Origin of the sequence: Cobetia sp. L2A1, from assembly GCF_009796845.1 — a bacterium.
In the GTDB taxonomy this organism is placed as follows: Bacteria; Pseudomonadota; Gammaproteobacteria; order Pseudomonadales; family Halomonadaceae; genus Cobetia.
This window is the reverse complement of the sequence record NZ_CP047025.1, coordinates 3,173,216-3,194,578: the sequence shown is the minus strand read 5'-3', so window position 1 is coordinate 3,194,578 and position 21,363 is coordinate 3,173,216. Positions and strand designations below refer to the sequence as shown.

Below are 21,363 nucleotides of genomic sequence, written 5' to 3'. Positions count from 1 at the left end.
ACCTCCAGTATTCCCAATAGTCCAATGTGCTGGGGACTTCTCAGCTGCGGGCGAAGGGCACCAGGCACCATGTCGCGGTCAAGCCGAGCAGGCAGGCCAGCCCGAGCGCGGCCAGTGCCGGTGTCTGGCTGAAGCTCAATAGCCCAAAAGCGAGCAGGCTGGAGGCACACGAGAGCGAGATTGCCAGCAGGCTGGCCTGTGACGCGCGGCGGTTGGCTTGGGTCGCCGCCTCGTCTGTGCGTGGGTTGTGCCTCGTTGTCGCAGGATGCTCGGCACAGAAGATGCCGGCATCAAGACCAATCCCCAGTACCAATAGCAGCCCGAGCAGATGGAACAGATTGAGACCGATTCCAGCGAGCGTCAGCACCGAGAGTGTCAGTACCAGTCCGCCCAGTGGCGGCAACAGTGCTCGCCAGCTGGCGCGACGATAGCGAAGCGCCAGGAGCAAGCTGATCAACATGATTGCACTGCCGACCAACCATGCCATCTCGCTACGAATCCGCCCCAGTGTATGGGAGAGACGTGCGACCTGATCGACGTATTCGAGGGTCGGGTCGCCAGCGGCAAGCGTCTCGAGAGCATCACCCGCGCCGGGACTGATGTCACCGAAGCGTACGATGCCGACAGCTGAATCCTGCTCCTTCAACCATAGTCGTTGACCCATCTCGCCGGCGGGCAGTGCGACCCAGTCGGCTGGCAGCAGCGAGTGTGCATCCTTCAGCGCCTTGTCTGCGCGCTCTACCAGCGCCACCGGCAAGCCTGCCTTGCTGAGTACTTTCGGTAGCAGCGTTGCCGTCCGCTCGCGCTGGGCGCTCAGATTGGCCTCTTGCTGAGCGAGCGTCGGCAGCTGCTGAGCGAGACTTGCCCAGTGGCCAAGTTCTCCTACCTCCGCGAGTTGCGTCAAGGTGGGCTCAAGCTGATGCAGACGCGTCAGCAGGGTGGCGCCATCGTCGGCACTCACGATCAGGTAGCGCAGGCCATCCGGTTCGGCGAGCAGACGCTGCACGTCACGTTGCTGATCGATCAGCGCCTGGGGGGAAGGGTTGAGCTGGGTGAGGCGATCATCGCTGCGCAACCCATAAAGGCTGGTCAGCGCAGCGGCCAGCACCAGTGTGAGTAGCGCCCAGCTGCGCTTGCCGGGAATGCAGCGCGCCAGCCATGCGGCACTGCGCGCTGCCGGTGAATCCTCGCGGGTCGCGTCAGCCGGTAACGGCAGACGTGGCAACCACAGGCGTACGCTCAACCAGGCGCCAATCAATCCCAGCGCGGCAAACATGCCCATCTGGCGCAGGCCAGGCATGGGTGTCAGCGTGATCGCCAGATAGGCCGCCAGACTCGACAGTAGTCCCAGTGTCAGGCCTGGCCACAGACGTTGCAGGCCAACGTTGGCGGTTCTTGCATCCCGCACGGCGAGGCGACGCATGCATTCCAGGTGCAGCACATAGTCGATGGAGATGCCGATCAGACTGGCCCCGAACGCCAGTGTCAGCACATGCAGGCTGCCGAAGACCCACCACGTCAGCGGCAAGGCAAACAGCACGCCAGTCGCGACCGGCAGCATCAATAGCGGCAGGCGACGCGGCGTGCGGAACACTGCCCATAGCAGCAGCAAGATGCCGATCAGCGAGCCCAGCCCAATGGTCGACATCTCGTGTTTGGCTTGACGCGCACCGGCACTGGCGTGGAATACCAGCCCAGATCGCAGCAGGCGTACCTCGGGGTAGGCTGCCGTCACGGTGTCCACCGCCTGTTGCAGTTGCTGCTGGTCTTCCATGGCATAGGCGCTACCGGTCAGCGTGGCGCTGATCATGCGATAGCCGACACTGGCTGGCGTGCCTTTCTGTGCCTCGGGATCACGCAGTAACAGTTGGCCGTCACTCAGACGCAGGTTGCTCGGCGTGAGCCACGACTGCCAGGCACTGCCCAGTCCGAACGGGTCGCGTACCAGATCACGCTGGCCGCCTGGCTGGAAGAGTTGTGCAAGGGCGCGTGCCTGCCATTGCTCGTCACTCAGCGAGCGCAGTTCAGGTGCGATCAGCGCCGGTTGCACCTCGGTGGGCAGGCGCAGGCTTTCGAGGCTACGGGCGTCATCCAGCGTCGTGAGCGGCGCCAGCGCGTCGCGCAATGCTTTCGCCGCGGCGTCGCGGCTGGCCACGGACGCTTGGCGAGTGTCGGCAGCCCCCAGCAGGATGACCAGCCGATTGGCAGTGTCATCGAGAGATTCGGCGCGCGTGGCCAGCGGACTGCGCTCCTGCTGGGGCAGCATGGCGGTAATGCGAGTATCAATCGCGCCCCGCCATGGGCTTTGTGGCACCAGCTTGAGGGCGAGCAGTACGGCACACACCAGCAGGACGCAGGCCCACCCCCAACGCCAACCGCGGCGATCAAGGCCTTTGGGGGCTGCGACAGCGCCTGATTCGAGAGGCGAAGGCGTCATTCAGTACACTGGCTACGCGGCGTAAGCGTCAGGTTGAGGCGATCACCATCGGTACTGTTCAGTGTCAGGTGTTCAAGCCAGCTGCTGCCGTCAATCTCGAGGTGCTCGATGGCCTCGGCCAGCTGGGCATTGTTGGGCGTGAGCGTGGCCTGCCAATCATCCGGCGTGCCCGTGAGCGTGAGATCAAAATGCTCCTCAAGTGTCTGCCAGTCACCGTGGAAGAAATTGATCAACAGTTCTGCCATGGCTTGCTGGTCCGCGGGCAGCTTTTCTCCATTCGGACCCTGATCTGAGCCGGGGCGCATCTCGAGACGGTTTTCGATGGGGGACGTGGTCTCCCACACCAGCCCTTCGGGCGAGACCGGATCTCCCAGCAAGGCAAAGTGGCCGCGGCTTTTGACATCGACTCCGACATCCTCCAGCCAGCGTACCTGCTTGAAATCACCACAGGTTGGCGCGCTGCGCGCCAGTTGTTCGGTCAGTGCGCGCGCGTCAAATTCGGCAGCGTAAGCAGATGGCAGCGAAACGCTGAGCATCACGAGACAGGTAGCAGCCGCCGCAAGGGCGGGTAGGCGAAGCAAGCGTTGCATCATGAGTGAGAGACTCCTGTATGGCCGTTGGCATTCTTCTCCGGCGGTACTTTGGACAGTGGTGCTTCAGACATCTCTGTCGATTGCTCTTCAGATAGCTGAATCGTCTGCCAGTTCATTAGCCGGTCGATCAGAATGCGCGGCGAGGCCAGCAGCATCTCGCCATCCTCCAGTCCCACCGCAACCTGCACGCTGTAGCCACGCGTCAATCGCTTGCCACTCTCGGCATCGCGAATCACATAGTCGAGCTTGAGGCGGTTCTCCCACTCACGCAGGCGCGCAGTGATCGTGATGCGCTGGCCGAAGCGTGCCGGGCCTGCATAGCGCAGGCGCAGATCAATCACCGGCCATGCGAAGCCTGATTCGCGCATCTGCGAGTAGTTGTAGTCGAGCATATCGAGCAGCTTGCAGCGCGCGATCTCGAGATAACGCACATAGTGGCCGTGCCAGGCGACTTCCATCATGTCGACATCGTGGAAGGGGATTTCCATTTCAACCGTGGCGACCGGCAGGAGCGTGTCGATGGGTCTGGTCTCGGAAGGGTCTGAATTCAGGCTCGTGAACTCGTTCATGCCTGCGCTCCTTCTGCGCCGCCGACTGCTGCCAGCTCAAACGACCAGTGACGCTCACGGATGCGCGCACACAGCAGGCGTAGATCGGCTTCCAGTCCACGGTCTTCTTCAAGGCGTGCGATGTCGTGGCGTAGCATCTCGACAAACCCCGCCAGCACCGGCGGCGTGCCGCTGTCTCCGGCCAGTGCAGCACGTTGCTCGGTGCCTTGAATCGCCGCATGCAGCGTGGCCGCGGCGACCTGCTCGACCAGTGTCAGTACCCGCAGTGCATCACGCGCGGCGATGGTGCCCATGCTGACCTTGTCCTGATTGTGGCACTCGGTGGAGCGTGAGAAGACGCTGGCAGGCATGGTCTGCTTGAGGGCTTCTGCCGTCCACGCGGAAGCGCCGATCTGCACTGCCTTGTAGCCGTGGTTGAGCGCTGCGCGTTCCGGCGTGGCACCACTCAGATTGCTGGGCAGGCCGCGGTTGTAGCGGCTGTCGACCAGCAGGGCCAGTTGTCGATCGAGCAGGTCGGCCAGATTGGCGACCGCTATCTTGAGACTGTCCATCACCATGGCGACATGGCCGCCGTAGAAGTGGCCGCCGTGCAGGATCTTGCCAGCATCGACGTCAATCAGCGGATTGTCGTTGGCGCTGTTGAGTTCGGTCTCGAGGAAGCGGCGCCACCAGTCGAGGCTATCTTCGACCACGCCGATGACGTGCGGCGCACACCGTGTCGAGTAGCGGTCTTGCAGGCGTGGTGAGTTGATGGGTGTGGCATCGACCTCGGGCGCTGCCGGATGCGCGAGATCATCACGCAACCACTGCGCCACGCGTGCCTGACCGGGATGCGGCTTGGCGGCAAACAGGTCAGCATCGAAGTGGTAGGGATTGCCTTCCAGCGCCTGTACCACCAGTGCAGTGATACGGCTGCTCAGACGACTCAGGTAGGTGGTACGGCTGAAGGCGAGGGCGGCCAGTGCTGTCATCACCGCAGTGCCATTCATCAGCGCCAACCCTTCCTTGGGACGCAGCACGTAGGGCGCGAGGCCATGCTCCGTGAACACCTCCGCCGTCGGGCGCAGGGCATGGGGTTGGTCGGCGCTCGGGCGTACCCATACCTCACGTTCACCACACAGCACAGCGGCCACGTAAGACAGCGGCGTGAGATCACCACTGGCGCCGACGGAGCCTTCTTCGGGAATACGCGGCAGGATGTCGTGATTCAGCAGCCAGGTGAGGCGCTCCAGCAGGGCGACGCTGACACCGGAGACTCCACGGCATAGTGAAATGAGGCGCACCATGACCACCGCGCGACTGCTGACCACGTCCAGGTTCGCGCCCATGCCGCAGCCGTGGAAGGTATAGAGATGACGTGGCAGCGCTTCGAGATCTTCAGCACCCTGCACGGCACGAGTCACGGAATCGCCGTAACCGGTCGTCACGCCGTAGACCACACCTTCCTCTTCCAGCAGCCGCTCCAGCAGTGCCGGGCCGGCCTCGATACGTGCGCGGAAGATGGGGTCATCACTGAGGCACACTTCAAGGCGACCTTCAGCGACATCAATCAGTTGTTCGAGGCTGATCTCGCGACCCTCGAGAATCAGGGCCGATGAGCTGGCGGTAACAGGCTGTGGCATGACGGAGTTCCAGACGAAAAGAAAAAAGTGGCGGAGATCAGGCGTTGTTGTCAGTACTTGGCGTGCTGTCAGTGCTGTCAGATGCGGACTCATTGCTGGGCACCTGATGCCAGAAATCGAAGAAGTTGAACCACTGTAGTGGATGGCGCTTCACACGTGCTTCGAGGTGCTTGGCGTGGCGCTGAATAGCCTGATGGATCCATGCCTGACGAGCGCTGCGCTTGATGTCACGGCTGTCATCAAAGGGCGCAAAATCGACCCGGAAACGTGGATGAGCGCCGCCACGCTCACGTACGCAGCCCAGGGTGTAGACGTTGCAGCGCAGCAGTGCGGCCAGCATGAAGGGGCCTTCCGGAAAGGGGGCGGACTCTCCCAGAAAGTCACAGTGATGCACGCGTGGCTTGAGCGAGATATCGGCCGTTGTCGTTACCGAGATCACGCCGCCCTCGTGTGTGTCAGCAGTGCTTGTATCAGCTGGCACTGTGTCGGCGGTGGGCGGAATCGACACGCGATCGGCGGCAATCACCACGAAGCCGCCGCGATTGACGCGATCACCCAGGACCATCGCCGTGGCGGGCGTGATGTCACTGACCTCTATCACCTGCGGCGGCTTGCGGCCGGTGGCCTGCTCCAGCAACTGATTGAATTTCTCGGCATGGCGCGTATGGACCAGTGCGCACAGGTCAATGTCATTGCGCTCACCGATCGCATTGATGACATCGAGGTTGCCGTGGTGAGCGACAAGGATGACGCCGCCTTCGCGACGCAGTGCTGCCTGGCGTAGATCTTCCGGGCCGGTACCGACGAGTGAGGTAAGCGGAATCTCACCACTCCAGGCGGATACCTTGTCCATCACCGCCTCACCGAACTGCATGAAGTGGGCGAAGCTACGCGCCCACAGGCGCAGGCCGCTCAGAGTAGGATCGAGACGCTTCAAGTAATCGAAGGAGGCGCGGCGTGCACTACCGCGTAGCAGGAAGTACCACACCAGTACGGGGAATAGTGCGATGCGAAACGGCCAGGCACCCAGTCGGCGGCGAATGGCCACCATCAGACGCATGCCGTTTAGCGAGCCGGTCTCCGATAAGCGTGACCAATGCGTCATTCGTGCCTCTCTGAAGGAGTAGTGGGACTGTCGGTTGATGCACCACGTGTGCTGAGCGTGCGCCATGCAAGCTTGGGTGAGCGCAGCAACATGCCGAAGAACAGTCGTGTGTGCATGGTGCTGATCAGCAGGTTGTCGTGGCCAGGCCGGAAGTGACTGACGCCATCGGTGGGATAGCTGACCCGCACCGGCAGGTTGGCGACATCGCCATCGGCCCAATACCAACGCACCAGTATCTCGGTATCAAAGGACATGCGGTCGCCGCAATCATGCCTCAGCAGCAGGCGGTTGGTGGCGGCGATCGGATACAGGCGCACGCCGCACATGGTGTCGCGGATCGCCAATGACAGCGTGTTTATCCATACCCAGACGTGTGAGGCATAGCGACCGTAGAAGCGAATGCGCGGCACGCTGGCATCGTATTCGGGGTAGCCGATCTGCAGACACTCGGGACGAGCCCGCATGGCGCTCAAGAAGGCGGGCAGGTCGCTGACCTCGTGCTGGCCGTCGGCATCTATCTGCAGGGCGTGCGTAAAGCCGAGCTGTTCAGCAGCAGTCAGGCCGCTACGCACCGCCGCGCCCTTGCCGCCATTGTGCTCACGGCGTACCAGGTGATGGCCTTCGGCGGCGAGCGTATCCAGCACCTCGGCACACGGTGCGCTGCACCCATCATCCACCAGCACGATGGGTAGCCCGAGCGGTGCAAGGCCGGCGCAAACCCTGGCGATGGTGGTGGGATGGTCATAAACCGGAATCACCACGCAAGGGCGCAGGTTGTCATCGTCGGTGAGCAAGGGCGAGTGAGACTGGCTCATGACGCCTCCGGTGAGTGTGCAGACGGTTGGGGTGCCAGGGGTGGCTGCGCAGATGATGATTCAGATAGGCGTGACGGATCACTGACGGCATAACGCAGACGGCCGCTGGCATGCAGGCCGGCACCGGAAGCGAGGCGGAAGTCGACGCGCAGCCCGTGGCCATCACGCACCAATGTCCCGTCGAGCGTGAAGCGCATGCCCGGTAGCAGCAGGCTTGAGAACTTGATTCGCTCCAGACGCATGAAGTGCGCGTCATCTATCTGCTGACCGTTCAGTTGCAGGCGTTTGCCGAGATCGCGTGCCCACTTGAGCATCACCACGCCGGGTACCAGTGGCTGTTGTGCAAAATGGCCATCGAGATAGATCAGGCTGTCAGGTACCTCGGCTTCCAGCGTCAGTTGCTCTGGCCCACTCGAGTGCTCGCCCAGCCAGCGTGGCAGGCGGTGATCATCGAGATCAGCAAACAGGCGTGCGATTGCCTCACTGGTGAACTTGCCCTGCGCATTGAGCGGAAGGCGGGTGACGAAGCGCCAATAACGCGGCAATGCAATGCGCTCGAAGCCTGGCATCAGCGCGCGGCGTAAATGCGCAATGAGTGCGCGGCGGGTGTTGTGATCGTGCGGGAGGGCGTCCGGTGCCATGACGATCACGGCGCCGAGACGATGCTCGCGGGTGGGCATTGGCAGGCAGCGCACGTCCAGTACCTCCGCCTGTTCGTTCAGGCAACGTTCCACCGCGCTCAGTGAGATACGTTTGCCGGCCAGCTTGACCAGTCGGTCACTGCGCCCGAGTAGACGAAAGCGCGGCTGACCGTCGTGATGCCTGTGTTCGCAGATTTCAGCTCTGTCAGCCTGCGGCCACCATTCGCTGGGCGTATTGAGGAACGGCGAGCGCAGCCAGAGGCTACTGGCTGGCATCGGCACCTCCTGGCTGGAAATGTCTTCCTGGTTCTCGCCAGAAAAACGCAGCTCCACACACGGCAGAGGGCTCCATTCTACGCCGTCACGTTGACGACGTTGGGCGATGCCACCGGTCTCGGTGCTGCCGTAAATCTCGATGACCGGCGCATGAAGGTTGGCTTCGGCGTGGCGGGCTGCTGCTTCTGGCAGCGGCGCTCCTGACGAGAATATACGCAATACCTGGCCAGTCTCAGCGGTGGCTGTCTGTGGCAGGCGTGCCAGCTGTGCCGGTGAACTGATCACCTGACAACGATAGCCTTGGCTTGCGAGCTGACTGATGGCTGCACTGAGCTGCTCTGGATAGTGGCAGGCTTCACTGAGAAACGGCACGCCGGCACACAGCGGTCGCAGCAGGGCGGTCAATAGGCCATAGATATGTTGATGACTGACCTGGCTCAGGCTGACGATGGTGTCAGGACTGTCTCCTTTACCTGATGTCAGCGGCCATAATTGCTGATGCACTGCCAGCTCGGCTTCCAGCTGATCGAAGCGCTTGGTGATCTGCAGCGGTTCACCGGTTGAGCCGGATGTACACAGTGCCAACGCGAGCTGGCGGGAAATGCGCTGCTCGGGTGCTGTCTGTTGTCCTGTCAGTCGTGCTGTCGATTGCGCTACTGCATGCGTCTGTGAAGGCCAGCCATCCACGGTCGTCGCGGGTAGTTGGCCGACACTGGTCTCGCGTAGCCGAGCGAGTGTCTCGGGGCGATCATCACCTGGCAGTACGGCGAGCATGCCACGCTCCCACAGCGCTAACAGCTGAACGCAGGCTCCAAGTGTCGTGGTCTGAAACAGCACCCAACGTGCGCCGGGTCGGCTTGCGGGCTGATGGTCGAGCCACTGCTGCCAAGCCGCGATGCGCGCCATCAGATCGGCACGGCTCAGCGCTGTCAGCGGCTGACCGGGAGTGGCCAGCCAACATGCCGTGGCATCCGGCGCCTGGCGTGCGTGGCGGCGCCAGCTCAAGCTGCTCAGCATAGCGGTGTGGCGACTATCGTCAGGCGTATGGGGCAAGGAGGACATCAGGTGTGCGAGCTCCGCAGGCGGCGGCGAACCAGCCATTCGCCGCTAAACAGAAGGCCCATCAGTCCATAGCTGATCAGGCCGTTATAAAGCGTCCAGGTCGCCAGGTCGGCGTACAGCGCCGTCCAGGTGGCAATGCTGGCATTCATGATGAAGAAGCCGCACCACACGCGAGTGACCTGGCGGGTATAGCGCACGCCCGCTGGCGGCAGGTCAGGTTCCTGCAAGCGCGCGAGGCGCTCGATCACTGGCATGCCGTGCCACAGACTGGTGGCAAACACACTGAGCATGGCCAGATTGACCAGCACCGGATAAGCGCGCAGGCCCAGTTCGGCCTCGCTCACGATACTGACGCCGATCAGCAGGCCCGCAAGCCCGAGCCTGAGAGGCCAGGCGATGGGCAGACGCTGCATCAGCACGGCGCCGAAGACGATCAGTGCCCAGATCCACGGTGATGTCTGTCCGCTGGCAGTGGCTGAGCTGGTAGCGGCTGAGTCCATGGCGGGCGTTGCTGTCAGCCGTGACAACAAGACATAGACCAGCAATGGCCAGCACAGAGCAGCCATCACCCCCAGCCCGCTGAGCATGACGCTCAGCAGGGGCGGGCGGCGATGACTGTCAGCGGACAGCGGTTTCATGCTCGGCGCTGCATCAGGTGTTCCACAGCGTTGACCACATCATTCAGCGTTCGTACGCTTTTGAAGTCATTGGCTTCGATGCGTCGGCCGGTGAACTTCTTGAGCTCGACCACCAGGTCGACGGCATCAATGCTGTCGATATCGAGGTCTTCATAGAGGCGTGCTTCAGGATGAATGTCGTCGGCTTCTATCTCGAAAAGCTCAATCAGAGTGCTACGCACATGGGCATGGATATCGTCACGAGTGACGGTAGTGTGATCAGCGCTCACGACGCGCCTCCACCAGTTCACGCAGAGCATTCAGGCTTGAGAAGTGGGTACGAGTGTCTTCGGCTTCCGCATCCAGCGTGATGCCGTAGTGCTTCTGAAGTGCCAGGCCCAGCTCGAGAGCATCGATGGAGTCGAGGCCGAGGCCATCGATGAATAGCGGTTCATCGGCGACGATATCATCCGCGGTGATGTCTTCGAGCTCTAACGTGTCGATGATCAGTTGCTTGAGTTCGAGCTCAAGTGTCGGCGTATCGCTCATGAAATATCCTCTGGGCGGCTAATGGAGAAGGTGGCCGGAATTACGGGCCTTGAAAGGCTGCTAGCTCGTCGGCGAAGGTTGCGGCCAGTTGACGGGTCAGCTGGCGGGCATCACGTGATAGCGGCGTCGGCGGGCTAGCGCTGTCGGTGTTCTGTGATGTTGCTGGTGACATCTCTGATGGCACTGCTGATGGCGCCCCTGACAGAGCATGCGAGTCTCTCGGCCAGGAAGCCTCTGATGAAATGTCAGGCAGTACCTTGAAACGCAGCATCACGCGCCGTTTGGGAATGTGATACCAGGGTTCGCCCTTGGTGAGCGTACTGGGCTGGCAGTCAATCAGTACCGGTGTAATGTCATTGGGTGTGCGCAGCGCGATGTTGGCAGCCCCCCGGCGAAACTTGAGCGCGCGGCCCGGCACGCTACGCGTTCCTTCTGGAAACAGAATCAGCGCATTGCCACGCGCCAGACTAACGCGTGCGGCATCGAGGACAGTTGCCGGCTCACTATTGGTGATATAGCCCGCTGCGCGAATCGGTCCACGCGTGAAAATATTACGCGCCAGTCTTCCTTTAACGACGCAATCAGCATGCGGGATCAACGCCAGCAGAAAAACGACATCAATTAGCGTCGGATGATTGGCCAGTACCAACAAGCCCGGGCGCTGGAGGTGTTCACACTCCAGCAGTTGATAGTCGAGCACACCCAGGCCGCGCATCAGGCCGACAAAGCCGCGCATGCAGTGATGGATAGCGCTGCGTGCCAGACGCTGGCAGCGCGCATCATCACGTATCAAGAGTGCGAGCAGTGGCAACAGGACGCCTAACAGCACGCCACCGATCCCGAAGGCGGTGAAGCTGACGGCGGTGGCGATGCCACGCCACAGGCGTCCGAGAGGTGAGGAGAGAGTGAGACGCATCAGTCGTGATCGGGCGCTATATGAGGCGTTGGATGCAAAACACTCAGCTGCCAATGCTGACGGCGGCAGGCGAGAGTGGCCTCGGGAAGGTGTTCGGCTTGCTCCAGCCAATGAATCACCTCAAGAGGTGACGGGGCATCTTGGTGAGTGACCTGTCTGGCGGCGTGGGCTGATAGGGCTGCACTGTTGATGCCTGCTGTCGTGGTGCGGCTCAGGCGCATCGCCACCGCTGAGGCATGGGCAGGATAGTTGCCGTGATGAAGGAAGGCATCCGGCGCGGCGATATCGGAAAACAGCACGATGACTTCATCGCGTTCCGTCAGGTAGCCGCGTGCTTCGCTCATCATGGCCTCGAACTCGTTACCGCAGGCAGCAACGGCCTCAAGCGGTTGATGAGACTGGCTGGCAATGGAGTACAGCCCGAGGATGGCGTTGTGCACGGAGAGCGAAAAGCGCGCCGGAGACAAGGCTTCGTCTGGCTGAGTGGCAGCATCGAGCAGGGCGAGAATCTTGGTGGTATCACCGTGGCGTGAGGCGTGAATTACCGGCAGGTTGGCGTGCGGGTCCAATACAGACAGCAGTGTGCAGCACGCCTGGCCGACCGAACTCAGGCGGCGGCGTAGCATGGCGGGCACTTGCTCTGCACGCGGGGTAGGGGTGATCTCGACGCGGCTGTCATGTGCGGTGCGAGTCGCACTCGCCTGCCAGGCTCGCCAGTCAGTCAGATGCATGAGATGTCTGTCCGTGAACGCATCGTTGCCATAATGGGTCTTCAGTGTAACGTACAGGGGATCGGCAGCCCAAGCTGGTGCACGGTTGTGCCGTTGAAAGGGGCTGGTTAATGCCATGGTATCAGGCCGCTGATTCTACTCTCAGGCAAAGTCCAGTGCGCGGAAACTGGACAGCTGCTGGCGACGGTGTAGGGTATCGCCGCACTGTCGGTGCGCTGGGAGGTTTGGCTGACGTGTACCAAAAAGAAATAATAGTACGTGAAGCGCCGAGTCGAGGCGCCACAAGCGTGATGGGAATGAAGGATGGGGACGTAGCATGACGTTGATCATACGCGGGTCAAGGACATGAGTTCGCCGCTGGAGTCGGCAGTGGGCTTGCGAAAAATGCGGTTTTTACGACATCTACAGCTTGATGAGTGGCTACCAGTGGTCAGGATTCTCGCTCTGCTGCTGTGTGTGGTAGCCATGATGATGCTCGTGCCGTTGTTTATCCTGCTGAAGGAGGACGACGGTGATGCTAGCGCCTTTCTGATCTCGCTGGGCCTCACGCTGGGTTCGGCTGTGCTGATGCTGGCGATGTCGCACAAGGTTGAGCTTGAACTCAAACCACGTGCCATGTTCGTGCTCACGACCTTGAGCTGGGTGCTGGTATCAGCCTATGCGAGCTTGCCACTGGTGTTTGGTGCACCACATCTGAGCGTGACGGATGCCGTTTTCGAGTCGGTATCGGCGATCACGACGACCGGCTCCACCGTGATAAGCAATATCGAAGGTCTCTCGGATGGCCTGAAGTTGTGGCGTGGTCTGATGCAGTGGATTGGCGGCATCGGCATCATCGTGATGGCGATCGCTATCCTGCCCTTCCTCAAGGTCGGTGGCATGCGCTTGTTCCAGACCGAGTCTTCTGACTGGTCTGACAAGGTACTGCCGCGCGCTGGCGGCGTGGCCAAGGCGATTGGCTTGGTCTACCTGGGGTTGACCGTGCTGGCTACTTTCTCCTATTGGCTGGGCGGCATGCAGGGGCTGGATGCAGTAGTGCACGGCATGACGTCAATCTCGACCGGCGGCTTCGCCAATTACGATAGCTCGATGGGGGTCTACTCTGACAGTCCGCACCTGCTGTGGATGAGTTCGTTGTTCATGTTGCTGGGTTCGCTACCCTTCGTGCTGTTCATTCGCACCTGGCAGGATCGCGCGGGGGTGTTGTGGCGTGATGCGCAAGTACTCGGGTTTCTGCGCTTGTTGGGCTGGGTGATCGTGGCACTGACACTGTATCGAGTGATGGGTGGTCAGCCGCTGTTTGCTGCCCTGACGCAGGTGACCTTCAATGTCATTTCTGTCGTCAGTACTACCGGCTATGCCAGCGACGATTACAGTGCCTGGGGGCCGTTTGCGGTAGTGGCCTTCTTTTACCTGACCTTCGTCGGTGGCTGCAGTGGCTCCACCAGCGGGGGCATGAAGATCTTTCGCCTGCAGATTGGTCTGATCATGCTTGGTAATCACCTACGTTCGCTGATACATGCCAACGGCGTGTTCTCGCAGCGCTATAACGGGCGTGCCTTGCCGGATGAAGTGGTACGTGCGGTCATTGCTTTTTCGTTCTTCTTCTTCATGACCATTGGCGGGCTGGCGCTGGCATTGTCTTTTATCGGACTTGATCTGATTACGGCCGTGACAGGTGCGGCGACGGCAGTCACCAATGTTGGCCCGGGGCTGGGTGACATCATTGGCCCTGCGGGTAACTTTTCGACGCTGCCTGACAGCGCCAAGTGGCTGCTTTGCATTGGCATGCTAATGGGGCGACTTGAGATCTTGACCGTGCTGGTGCTGTTCTCGCCGAGCTTCTGGAGAAAGTAAACCGGTAGCCATGTCCTCGTAGGTTGCCTGCGCAGATTGGCTCCCTTGTCAGGTCATGTAGTCGCTGGCGGACATGTGCCAACAAAAAGCGCCAACGTCTCAAGACGTTGGCGCTTTTTGTATCTTGCGCGTAGGCAGACGTTTGAAAGGGCGCCTGCCTTTTCGCTTCAGCCAGCGATCAGACTTGTGCGGCGTTTTGCTCTTGTGCGGCATCCAGCTTGTCATCGAGGTCAATGCTCAAGCCTTCACGATTGAGAATCGGGTTGGCGTACTGCACCAGCCACCAATCTCTGAGTTCGGCAGGTACACCGGCAAGACGATTCTCGAAGGTCGCGCGCTCGGCGCCACTGATGGCAGAGACATCCAATGCCGAGGCCAGACGCGGCTCTTCGCGCAGCAGCGGGCGACTGGCGGCCAGCTTTTCCAGCGCCAGCTGATGACTCGGGTAGAGGGTGTAGTGCTCCAATACTTGTCGGTCGACCTCAGCCACCACATCTTCAGGTGTCTCGAAGTCGCCCTTGAGCGGCTCGCCAAACACCAGCTTGACCCGTCCTTTGTGGCCACTGATACCCGCGGCAATGGACTGGATGTCTTCGTACTTCACTTTCTCGTAGCGGCCGTCGTTGGCGAGTGCAGCCAGTTCACGTGCCTTCTGCAGATCACAGGGATCGAACTCGTAGCTGATGGAGACCGGCACGATATTGAGTTCACTGACCGTCTCGCTGAATGGACGGGTCTTGTCGGCCATGCGCGCCGACATGGTCAGCATCTTGATGATGGCGGTCTCGGTACCATCGCGGCCGTCCTTGGCACGACCTTCACGCTGGGCCAGCCAGATGGAATGCTTGTCGTGCGTCAGCGAGTGACGGATGTAGCCTGACAGTGCTTGATAGGCGGCCAGCATCGCGCGCTTGCCCTTGGCTGAGCGCGGCACGATGAAGCTCTTGTTGAGGCGCATCACGTCAGTGACGAAGGGCTTTTGCAGCAAGTTGTCGCCAATCGCGATGCGCACCGTGTTACGCCCGTGACGATAGAGGGCGTAATTGACGAAGGCCGGGTCCAGCGAGATATCGCGATGATTGGACAGAAACAGGTAGGGCGTATCCTCCGACAGGCGCTCAAGCCCCGCGGTCTCGAAGCTGGTCGTGGTGGTGTGAATCATGCGCGCCATATAGCCGGCAATGCGGCTCTGGAAGCTGGCGACATCTTTCACGCCACGCATTTCGCGCTTGATGGCCAGGCGTGCGATCTGGCGTGCCAGCCACGGGAATCGCTGGGTCAGGCCTGGCATGCGGAAGCGAGTCAGGGTGTCGAGCAGCTCGCGATCCTGCTCCAGGCGCACCAGCACCTCCGCTACCTCGTTATCTCGGTACGGGCGAATGTCGGCGAACGGGTCTTGTTCGGCGGTCGTGGCAGGGCTAGGCGTTGCTGTGTCAGTCATCGACGCGCGTCATCCGGTATTGTCATGTTGAAAAAAGAAGGTAGCAGCAGTCCGGCATATGGCTCAGATAGTGAATGTCTCACTCTAAAGCCAACATGCCGGCCTTACTCAGCTACCTGGCTGGGCTTCGCCACCCAGCCAGGTGGTCATCTGTTCAATCACGCCAGACAGCACTTGAGCCATCAGTGCAAAATCAGTCTCAAGGCGCAGAATCGGATCTTCAGCGTCGTCTTGAGCATTGGCTTCGTCAACGACGGCGTCAGCGAACTTCAGGCTCTTGAGCGTGAAATCTTCGCCGAGTACCAGTGCAACACGGCCATCGACTTCGAGTGCCAGCTTGCTGACGACACGGCCAAGATTCAACGCGGTCTGGATTTCTTCGCCATCGAGATCGAACTGGCGCGCGCGCAGCACCCCTTCTTCGCCGCCCGGTGACTTGAGTTCGACCTGGTCACCGACGATCAGATCTTCCGGGCGCGACGCCACATCGCGCAGCCAGGTGGTCATCACCTGGGACGGCGGATGGGCCACGGCTAGCGGCGTGACCTTGAGTGAGCCCAGTGTCTGGCGCAGCAGGTCGAGGATTTCTTCGGCGCGCTTGGCATTGGAGGCATTGACGGCGATCAGGCCACGGCGGCTGTCCCACCATAGGTCGGTACGCGAAGAGCGAGTAAAGGCACGCGGCAGCAGCTCTTCGTAGATCTGCTCCTTGAGCGTCAGCTTTTCACGACGGCGTAGCGGACGACCTTCGGCGGTCTCGCGCTCGGCAACGCGCTCTTCCAGCTCTTCCTTGACCACCGCGGAGGGCAGTACGCGCTCCTGGCGCAGGGCGCTGATCAGGAAGTGACCTTGAATCTCGTGAACCAGCATATCGCTGTTACGGCCACCCGGTGCTACCCAGCCAATACGCCGGGCCTCGACGCCGGTGACAGGGCGGAATAGATGCTCAGGGAGGGCGTCGGCCAGTCGGCCTTCTTCTAGCGGAGCGCTGTCATGCAGGCGATAAAGTTGGAGATGCTTGAACCACATGCGGCCAATCCTTGAGTCCGATGAGCGGGCGTGCCCGTTTGAATGGCGCGTATTATGGCGAAACTCGTGCGGCGGGTCATCCGTCGTGGCCGCGACTCAGCGTCTCGGTATCGATGAGGTTGCTGTCAGCGGTGTCATTGAGCATGCACGATGGTGGTTTAGACTGAAGGCTGAATGGCGATGACGCGTACCGTCTCTGCGGGGATTTTGCCTCCTTCAAAAGAAAGATCATCACAGGGAATCTCATGGAAAAGACACTGAAGGTCGCATCGTTGCTGTCATTGGCCTTGCTGATGCATGGCTGCAACGGAGACGACTCAGGCAAGGAAGCGCAAGAAAGCGAACAGGCGAGCCAGCAGCAGGGTGTTTCCCCCTCTTCACAGGCAGACGACCAGGAGGAGGCAGGAAAGGCAGCGTCCTCCGCGACGACTGCGAAAAGTGCTTCCCAGCCAGAAGTTGACCCCGGCATGTTCCTCGATGGTGCGATCGTCGGTGATGTCGAGACCGTCGACTGCACCTTGAGCGGCGGTACGCAGACGACCTGCTATCAGTTCACCGTGGCCGGTGCACCAGCGGACCCGGACACTTCGCCAGAAGGGCCTTTCTGTCCCCCCAACATCAATTCCGGGGCGGATGAGGGTGGCACCTGGATCGATGGCGAGGGCACGCTCTATCAAGTGGACGGCGAATTCATCAAGAATCTCTCCACTCTCTACAAGGACAAAGAGTGGCAGATGTATGACGTCAATACGGGGGAGATCACCGTGATTGATGGCGCACGCGGCTGCGAAGTGGCCGGTGACCCGAATCCGATCGAAGGCTTCGAGAACTTCTGCCTGGAATGCCCGCTTGAGGAGCTGGACGGGGGCATCAAGAAGACGGTCGTGATTCCCAAGGTGCCAGTGCCGGCGGCGGAGTCCAGCTCGCTCATGGGTCGCACCAATACCGGCGTGGCCTTGAACGGAGTGCTGTTCGGTCCGCCGGCTCCTCTGGAGCTGATTCTCAGCTCGCATACGCTGGGTGTACTGGATGATTGTGGTGCCCATACCAATCCGCACGAGGGTTATCACTACCACGCCGCCACCGGCTGTTCGGAAGTCGGCCTTCAGGACGATGGTCATTCACCGATGATGGGCTATGCCCTGGACGGATATGCCATCTATGCCAGAAAGGACAAGGATGGCAATGTCCCTGACGATCTCGACGAGTGTGGTGGCGAGACGGATCCGGTACGTGGCTATCACTACCATGCCTCCGCGCCGGGCGATAACCAGATCTTTGGTTGCTTCATGGGCGAGAAGGGGCATTTCGCAGGCGCTGATGACAATGACAGGCCCATGCCCGATGCAGCAAAGGACTGAGACGCGCAAACGTTTGTTTTTGTGCCGATGACCAGCCTAAGATCGGTCCATGTGAATTCGGAAAGTTAGCCACGGGTTCGGCTTGGTCGCCAGCAGTAGTGGTGAGACACGACGGCATTCGGTGAAGGGCAGTCGAATGACAGCGGATGGTCAACAACAAGGAGATGCAAGGATGCAGGATGATATGAGTACGTCGAAGGCCGCGCCGGGTTCCGCTTCAGGCGTCACCAGTCGTGCGATGCTGACCGTTCGCGGCTTTCATCTGGACGGTTATGGGCACGTCAATAACGCCCGCTATCTGGAGTTTTATGAGGAAGGGCGCTGGGGCTACATGCTCGCGCATCTTGATCTCGCTGACCTGAAGCGTGAAGGCATCGCCATGGTGGCGGTGAACGTCAATCTTGACTGGAGCTATCCTGCTACGGTGCATGATGAGTTGCTGATCACTACCCGACTGTCTCATGTCGGGCGTCGCAAGATGATCATGCATCAGGAGATTCATCTCGGCGAGCATCGCATGGGTGAGGTGCATCCGCGCTCTGGCGTGCTGGTATCACGCGCTGACTTCACCTTCGTGCTGATGAATACTGCCAGTGGGCGTGCCATGCCGCTGGACGGAGAGATTGCGGACATGCTGCGCCCGCTAGTCGCTGAAGAGGAAGCGTGAGCGCTGATGAGGTGCAGGATAGCGGCGCTGTGCTGCACAGCGTCCCTTTGCGATGTCGTGTGGGCTGCTAGGCGAGCCCGCAAGTGGTATAATCCCGCCACTTCGGTGCCGCGGAGCTGGCACCCTGTGTCCGCTTTACGTCACTGCCGCGCTGCAACACTGGTCGAGAGGGCCGCTGTTGCAGTGGCGCCAACAGTTGAGTTCAAGGATTTGACGAATCATGGGTGAGATCGCCAGAGAGATACTGCCAGTCAACATTGAGGACGAGCTCAAACAGTCGTACCTCGATTACGCGATGAGCGTCATCATCGGGCGTGCCTTGCCGGATGTCCGCGATGGACTCAAACCTGTTCACCGTCGCGTACTGTTCGCGATGCACGAACTGAGTAATGACTGGAACAAGGCCTACAAGAAATCCGCCCGTGTCGTCGGCGATGTGATCGGTAAGTATCACCCGCACGGTGACAGCGCGGTCTACGACACCATCGTTCGCATGGCCCAGCACTTCTCCATGCGTTACGTACTGGTCGACGGCCAGGGGAACTTCGGTTCCATTGACGGTGATAGTGCCGCCGCCATGCGTTATACCGAGGTGCGCATGGCGCGCCTGGCGCATGAGCTGCTGGCCGATCTTGAGAAAGAGACCGTCGATTGGGTCGATAACTACGACGGCACCGAGCGTATTCCTGCCGTGTTGCCGACCAAGACCCCGAACCTGCTGGTCAATGGTTCTTCCGGTATCGCGGTAGGCATGGCCACCAACATCCCGCCCCATAACATGGGTGAGGTCATCGACGGCTGTCTGGCACTGATCGACAACGGCGACATGACCATCGATGAGTTGATGGAATTCATTCCGGGGCCGGACTTCCCGACCGCCGGTATCATCAATGGCCGTGCGGGCATCATTGAAGCCTATCGCACCGGCCGTGGCCGCATCTATGTGCGTTCCGTGCACACCATCGAGCACCACGACAAGACCGGCCGTGATCACATCATCATCACCGAGCTGCCGTATCAGGTGAACAAGGCGCGCTTGATCGAGAAGATCGCCGAGCTGGTGAAAGAGAAGAAGATCGAAGGCATCGCTGAGCTGCGTGATGAGTCCGACAAGGACGGTCTGCGCGTGGTCATCGAGACCAAGCGTGGCGAGTCCGGCGAAGTTGTCGTCAACAACCTCTTCTCCCAGACCCAGCTGGAGACGGTGTTCGGTATCAATATGGTCGCGTTGCATGACGGCCAGCCGAAGATCCTCAATATCAAGCAGATCCTCGAGTCCTTCGTGCGCCATCGCCGCGAAGTCGTCACTCGTCGTACGCTGTTTGAGCTCAAGAAGGCCCGTGAACGTGGCCACATTCTTGAAGGTCTCGCGGTGGCTATCTCGAACATCGATGAAGTGATCGCGATGATCAAGGCGTCGCCGAGTGCAGCCGAAGCCAAGGAAAAGCTGATCTCACGTGAGTGGCAGCCAGGCCAGGTGGTCGGGATGCTCGAACGCGCCGGTGCAACCTCCTGTCGCCCGGAAGACCTGCCCGATGGGCTTGGTCTGGCCGACGATGGCAGCAACTACAAGCTGTCACCGGCACAGGCACAGGCCATTCTTGAGTTGCGTCTGCATCGCCTGACCGGTCTTGAGACCGAGAAGCTGCTGGCGGAATACTCCTCCATCCTCGAGCGTATCGCTGAGTTGATGGCGATTCTCGGGTCTGCCGAGTTGCTGATGGAAGTGATTCGTGAAGAGCTGCGTGAAGTACGTGCCCAGTACGCCGATGAGCGTCGTACCGAGATTCATACCAGCCGTCGTGACCTGACCATCGAAGACCTCATCAATGAGGAAGACATGGTGGTGACCGTCTCGCGTACCGGTTACGCCAAGACGCAGCCGTTGTCTGATTATCAGGCCCAGAAGCGCGGCGGCCGTGGCAAGTCCGCCACCGCGATGAAGGATGAGGATGTCATCGAGCACCTGTTGGTCGCCTCGACCCATGACACTGTGTTGCTGTTCTCCAACAAGGGCAAGGTGTACTGGCTTAAGGTCTACGAGATGCCGCAGGCATCTCGTGGCTCGCGCGGCAAGCCGCTGGTCAACCTGATTCCGTTGGCAGACGGCGAGTGGGTGACCACTATCCTGCCGGTACGCGATTATGCTGCCGACAGCTATATCTTCTTCGCGACCGCCAACGGTACGGTCAAGCGTACTGCGCTCAGCCAGTTCTCGCGTCCGCGTAGCGTGGGTCTGATCGCACTGGACATAGAAGAAGGCGATCGTCTGATCGGTGCTGACATCACGTCCGGCTCTGATCACGTGATGATGCTGTCTTCCAATGGCAAGGCGATCCGCTTCGAAGAGCAGAACGTGCGTGTCATGGGCCGGACTGCACGCGGTGTGCGTGGCATGCGTCTGCTTGGCGGTGCCCATGTCATCAGCCTGATCATTCCGCGTACCACGGCCATCGATACTGATGACAGTGAGACCGAGGTTGATGTCAGTGCCGAGATCGACGCCAGCCTCGACGCGACTACTGAGGGTGCCGCAGAAGGTGCCGCTGAGGTCAGCGCCGTAGTTGAAGCGTCTGGCGAGGTGCCGCAGTGCTACATCCTGACGGCTTCCGCGAATGGCTTCGGCAAGCGCACGCGTCTGGAAGAGTTCCCGCTGCGTGGCCGTGGTGGCCAAGGGGTTATCGCGATGCAGATTAGCGAGCGCAATGGTGATCTGGTCAGCGCAGTTCAGGTCAGCGACAAGGATGAGCTGATGCTGATCACCGATCGCGGCACGCTGGTACGTACCCGTGTTTCCGAGGTGTCGACCACCTCGCGTAACACCCAGGGCGTGACGCTGATCCGTACTGCAGAAGAAGAGCGACTGGTGACTACGGTCCGTGTTGATGAGCCAGAGGAAGTTGTCATCTACGACGAAGACATCGTTCTTGATGAAGGGCAAGAAGGCTTGCAGAGCACCGATGAACAGGTGCAGGCGGGAGTCGGCGGTGTAGAAGACACCGCTGCAGGAGACGATGTCGAGTCGACGGATACACCGCCGACAGACGCGGAATAAGACGCTGGATTGCGACCGCC

The 21,363-nt window shown here is 60.6% G+C and carries 18 protein-coding genes; 4 read left to right on the top strand and 14 right to left on the bottom strand.

All coding sequences use genetic code 11. The features are described from left to right. Positions 1-40: 40 nt before the first annotated feature. Genes GQR90_RS13630 through GQR90_RS13575 form a run of 12 tightly spaced genes read right to left on the bottom strand, consistent with a single transcriptional unit; the run spans position 41 to position 11,933 of the window. Positions 41-2,437, bottom strand: coding sequence for an MMPL family transporter (locus GQR90_RS13630; protein ID WP_158774586.1), 2,397 nt, complete (start codon positions 2,435-2,437; stop codon positions 41-43). Further along, complete coding sequence (locus GQR90_RS13625; protein WP_158774585.1) at positions 2,434-3,030, bottom strand: LolA family protein; 597 nt, start codon at positions 3,028-3,030, stop codon at positions 2,434-2,436. The genes GQR90_RS13630 and GQR90_RS13625 overlap by 4 nt, the downstream gene beginning before the upstream one ends. Next, complete coding sequence (locus GQR90_RS17830; RefSeq protein WP_158774584.1) at positions 3,027-3,599, bottom strand: acyl-CoA thioesterase; 573 nt, start codon at positions 3,597-3,599, stop codon at positions 3,027-3,029. The genes GQR90_RS13625 and GQR90_RS17830 overlap by 4 nt, the downstream gene beginning before the upstream one ends. Further along, positions 3,596-5,221, bottom strand: coding sequence for an HAL/PAL/TAL family ammonia-lyase (locus GQR90_RS13615; RefSeq protein ID WP_158774583.1), 1,626 nt, complete (start codon positions 5,219-5,221; stop codon positions 3,596-3,598). Before GQR90_RS13615 ends, GQR90_RS17830 begins: the two co-directional genes overlap by 4 nt. A gap of 37 nt (positions 5,222-5,258) precedes the next feature. Next, positions 5,259-6,326: a glycosyl transferase gene (locus GQR90_RS13610; RefSeq protein WP_199269432.1), complete on the bottom strand. Its 1,068-nt coding sequence runs from the start codon at positions 6,324-6,326 to the stop codon at positions 5,259-5,261. Continuing rightward, positions 6,323-7,141 carry a glycosyltransferase family 2 protein gene (locus GQR90_RS13605; RefSeq protein WP_158774582.1) on the bottom strand — a complete coding sequence of 273 codons (819 nt, stop codon included), beginning with the start codon at positions 7,139-7,141 and terminating at the stop codon, positions 6,323-6,325. The genes GQR90_RS13610 and GQR90_RS13605 overlap by 4 nt, the downstream gene beginning before the upstream one ends. Further along, positions 7,138-9,120, bottom strand: a complete 1,983-nt coding sequence (locus GQR90_RS13600) for an AMP-binding protein (protein WP_158774581.1) — start codon at positions 9,118-9,120, stop codon at positions 7,138-7,140. Before GQR90_RS13600 ends, GQR90_RS13605 begins: the two co-directional genes overlap by 4 nt. Continuing rightward, positions 9,120-9,758 (bottom strand): hypothetical protein, encoded by a 639-nt coding sequence (locus GQR90_RS13595; RefSeq protein WP_233266313.1) that lies wholly within the window; start codon positions 9,756-9,758, stop codon positions 9,120-9,122. The genes GQR90_RS13600 and GQR90_RS13595 overlap by 1 nt, the downstream gene beginning before the upstream one ends. Then, positions 9,755-10,027: an acyl carrier protein gene (locus GQR90_RS13590; RefSeq protein ID WP_233266311.1), complete on the bottom strand. Its 273-nt coding sequence runs from the start codon at positions 10,025-10,027 to the stop codon at positions 9,755-9,757. The genes GQR90_RS13595 and GQR90_RS13590 overlap by 4 nt, the downstream gene beginning before the upstream one ends. Continuing rightward, positions 10,017-10,286, bottom strand: coding sequence for a phosphopantetheine-binding protein (locus GQR90_RS13585; RefSeq protein WP_158774579.1), 270 nt, complete (start codon positions 10,284-10,286; stop codon positions 10,017-10,019). The genes GQR90_RS13590 and GQR90_RS13585 overlap by 11 nt, the downstream gene beginning before the upstream one ends. A 40-nt stretch (positions 10,287-10,326) precedes the next feature. Beyond that, positions 10,327-11,202 carry a lysophospholipid acyltransferase family protein gene (locus tag GQR90_RS13580; protein WP_158774578.1) on the bottom strand — a complete coding sequence of 292 codons (876 nt, stop codon included), beginning with the start codon at positions 11,200-11,202 and terminating at the stop codon, positions 10,327-10,329. After that, a complete protein-coding gene (locus tag GQR90_RS13575; RefSeq protein WP_158774577.1) occupies positions 11,202-11,933 on the bottom strand; it encodes a beta-ketoacyl synthase chain length factor in 732 nt (243 codons plus the stop codon). The genes GQR90_RS13580 and GQR90_RS13575 overlap by 1 nt, the downstream gene beginning before the upstream one ends. Before the next feature lie 384 nt (positions 11,934-12,317). On the opposite strand from GQR90_RS13575, the gene GQR90_RS13570 reads away from it, so the two are divergent. After that, complete coding sequence (locus tag GQR90_RS13570) at positions 12,318-13,790, top strand: TrkH family potassium uptake protein (protein WP_158775523.1); 1,473 nt, start codon at positions 12,318-12,320, stop codon at positions 13,788-13,790. Positions 13,791-13,968: 178 nt separating this feature from the next. Here the strand turns inward: GQR90_RS13570 and GQR90_RS13565 are convergent, their stop codons facing one another. Then, positions 13,969-15,231: a 1-acyl-sn-glycerol-3-phosphate acyltransferase gene (locus GQR90_RS13565; RefSeq protein WP_158774576.1), complete on the bottom strand. Its 1,263-nt coding sequence runs from the start codon at positions 15,229-15,231 to the stop codon at positions 13,969-13,971. 108 nt (positions 15,232-15,339) lie between these two features. Continuing rightward, positions 15,340-16,260 carry a recombination-associated protein RdgC gene (locus GQR90_RS13560; protein ID WP_158774575.1) on the bottom strand — a complete coding sequence of 307 codons (921 nt, stop codon included), beginning with the start codon at positions 16,258-16,260 and terminating at the stop codon, positions 15,340-15,342. Positions 16,261-16,505: 245 nt separating this feature from the next. Here GQR90_RS13560 and GQR90_RS13555 point away from each other — a divergent pair, with 245 nt between their 5' ends. From GQR90_RS13555 to gyrA, 3 genes are all read left to right on the top strand, one after another. Next, entirely contained in the window at positions 16,506-17,621 is a 1,116-nt protein-coding gene (locus GQR90_RS13555; protein ID WP_158774574.1) for a YHYH protein, read from the top strand. A 184-nt stretch (positions 17,622-17,805) separates the two neighbouring features. Further along, positions 17,806-18,288, top strand: a complete 483-nt coding sequence (locus tag GQR90_RS13550) for an acyl-CoA thioesterase (RefSeq protein WP_158774573.1) — start codon at positions 17,806-17,808, stop codon at positions 18,286-18,288. 220 nt (positions 18,289-18,508) lie between these two features. Further along, positions 18,509-21,343 (top strand): DNA gyrase subunit A, encoded by a 2,835-nt coding sequence (gene gyrA / locus GQR90_RS13545; protein WP_158774572.1) that lies wholly within the window; start codon positions 18,509-18,511, stop codon positions 21,341-21,343. The last annotated feature ends 20 nt before the right edge of the window (positions 21,344-21,363 follow it).

Excerpts from the sequence above, each read along its gene's own strand:
- GQR90_RS13630 (WP_158774586.1), bottom strand. The coding sequence starts at position 2,437 with ATGACGCCTTCGCCTCTCGAATCAGGCGCTGTCGCAGCCCCCAAAGGC.
- GQR90_RS13625 (WP_158774585.1), bottom strand. The coding sequence starts at position 3,030 with ATGATGCAACGCTTGCTTCGCCTACCCGCCCTTGCGGCGGCTGCTACC.
- GQR90_RS17830 (WP_158774584.1), bottom strand. The coding sequence starts at position 3,599 with ATGAACGAGTTCACGAGCCTGAATTCAGACCCTTCCGAGACCAGACCC.
- GQR90_RS13615 (WP_158774583.1), bottom strand. The coding sequence starts at position 5,221 with ATGCCACAGCCTGTTACCGCCAGCTCATCGGCCCTGATTCTCGAGGGT.
- GQR90_RS13610 (WP_199269432.1), bottom strand. The coding sequence starts at position 6,326 with ATGACGCATTGGTCACGCTTATCGGAGACCGGCTCGCTAAACGGCATG.
- GQR90_RS13605 (WP_158774582.1), bottom strand. The coding sequence starts at position 7,141 with ATGAGCCAGTCTCACTCGCCCTTGCTCACCGACGATGACAACCTGCGC.
- GQR90_RS13600 (WP_158774581.1), bottom strand. The coding sequence starts at position 9,120 with ATGTCCTCCTTGCCCCATACGCCTGACGATAGTCGCCACACCGCTATG.
- GQR90_RS13595 (WP_233266313.1), bottom strand. The coding sequence starts at position 9,758 with ATGAAACCGCTGTCCGCTGACAGTCATCGCCGCCCGCCCCTGCTGAGC.
- GQR90_RS13585 (WP_158774579.1), bottom strand. The coding sequence starts at position 10,286 with ATGAGCGATACGCCGACACTTGAGCTCGAACTCAAGCAACTGATCATC.
- GQR90_RS13580 (WP_158774578.1), bottom strand. The coding sequence starts at position 11,202 with ATGCGTCTCACTCTCTCCTCACCTCTCGGACGCCTGTGGCGTGGCATC.
- GQR90_RS13575 (WP_158774577.1), bottom strand. The coding sequence starts at position 11,933 with ATGCATCTGACTGACTGGCGAGCCTGGCAGGCGAGTGCGACTCGCACC.
- GQR90_RS13570 (WP_158775523.1), top strand. The coding sequence starts at position 12,318 with ATGCGGTTTTTACGACATCTACAGCTTGATGAGTGGCTACCAGTGGTC.
- GQR90_RS13565 (WP_158774576.1), bottom strand. The coding sequence starts at position 15,231 with ATGACTGACACAGCAACGCCTAGCCCTGCCACGACCGCCGAACAAGAC.
- GQR90_RS13560 (WP_158774575.1), bottom strand. The coding sequence starts at position 16,260 with ATGTGGTTCAAGCATCTCCAACTTTATCGCCTGCATGACAGCGCTCCG.
- GQR90_RS13555 (WP_158774574.1), top strand. The coding sequence starts at position 16,506 with ATGGAAAAGACACTGAAGGTCGCATCGTTGCTGTCATTGGCCTTGCTG.
- GQR90_RS13550 (WP_158774573.1), top strand. The coding sequence starts at position 17,806 with ATGAGTACGTCGAAGGCCGCGCCGGGTTCCGCTTCAGGCGTCACCAGT.
- gyrA (WP_158774572.1), top strand. The coding sequence starts at position 18,509 with ATGGGTGAGATCGCCAGAGAGATACTGCCAGTCAACATTGAGGACGAG.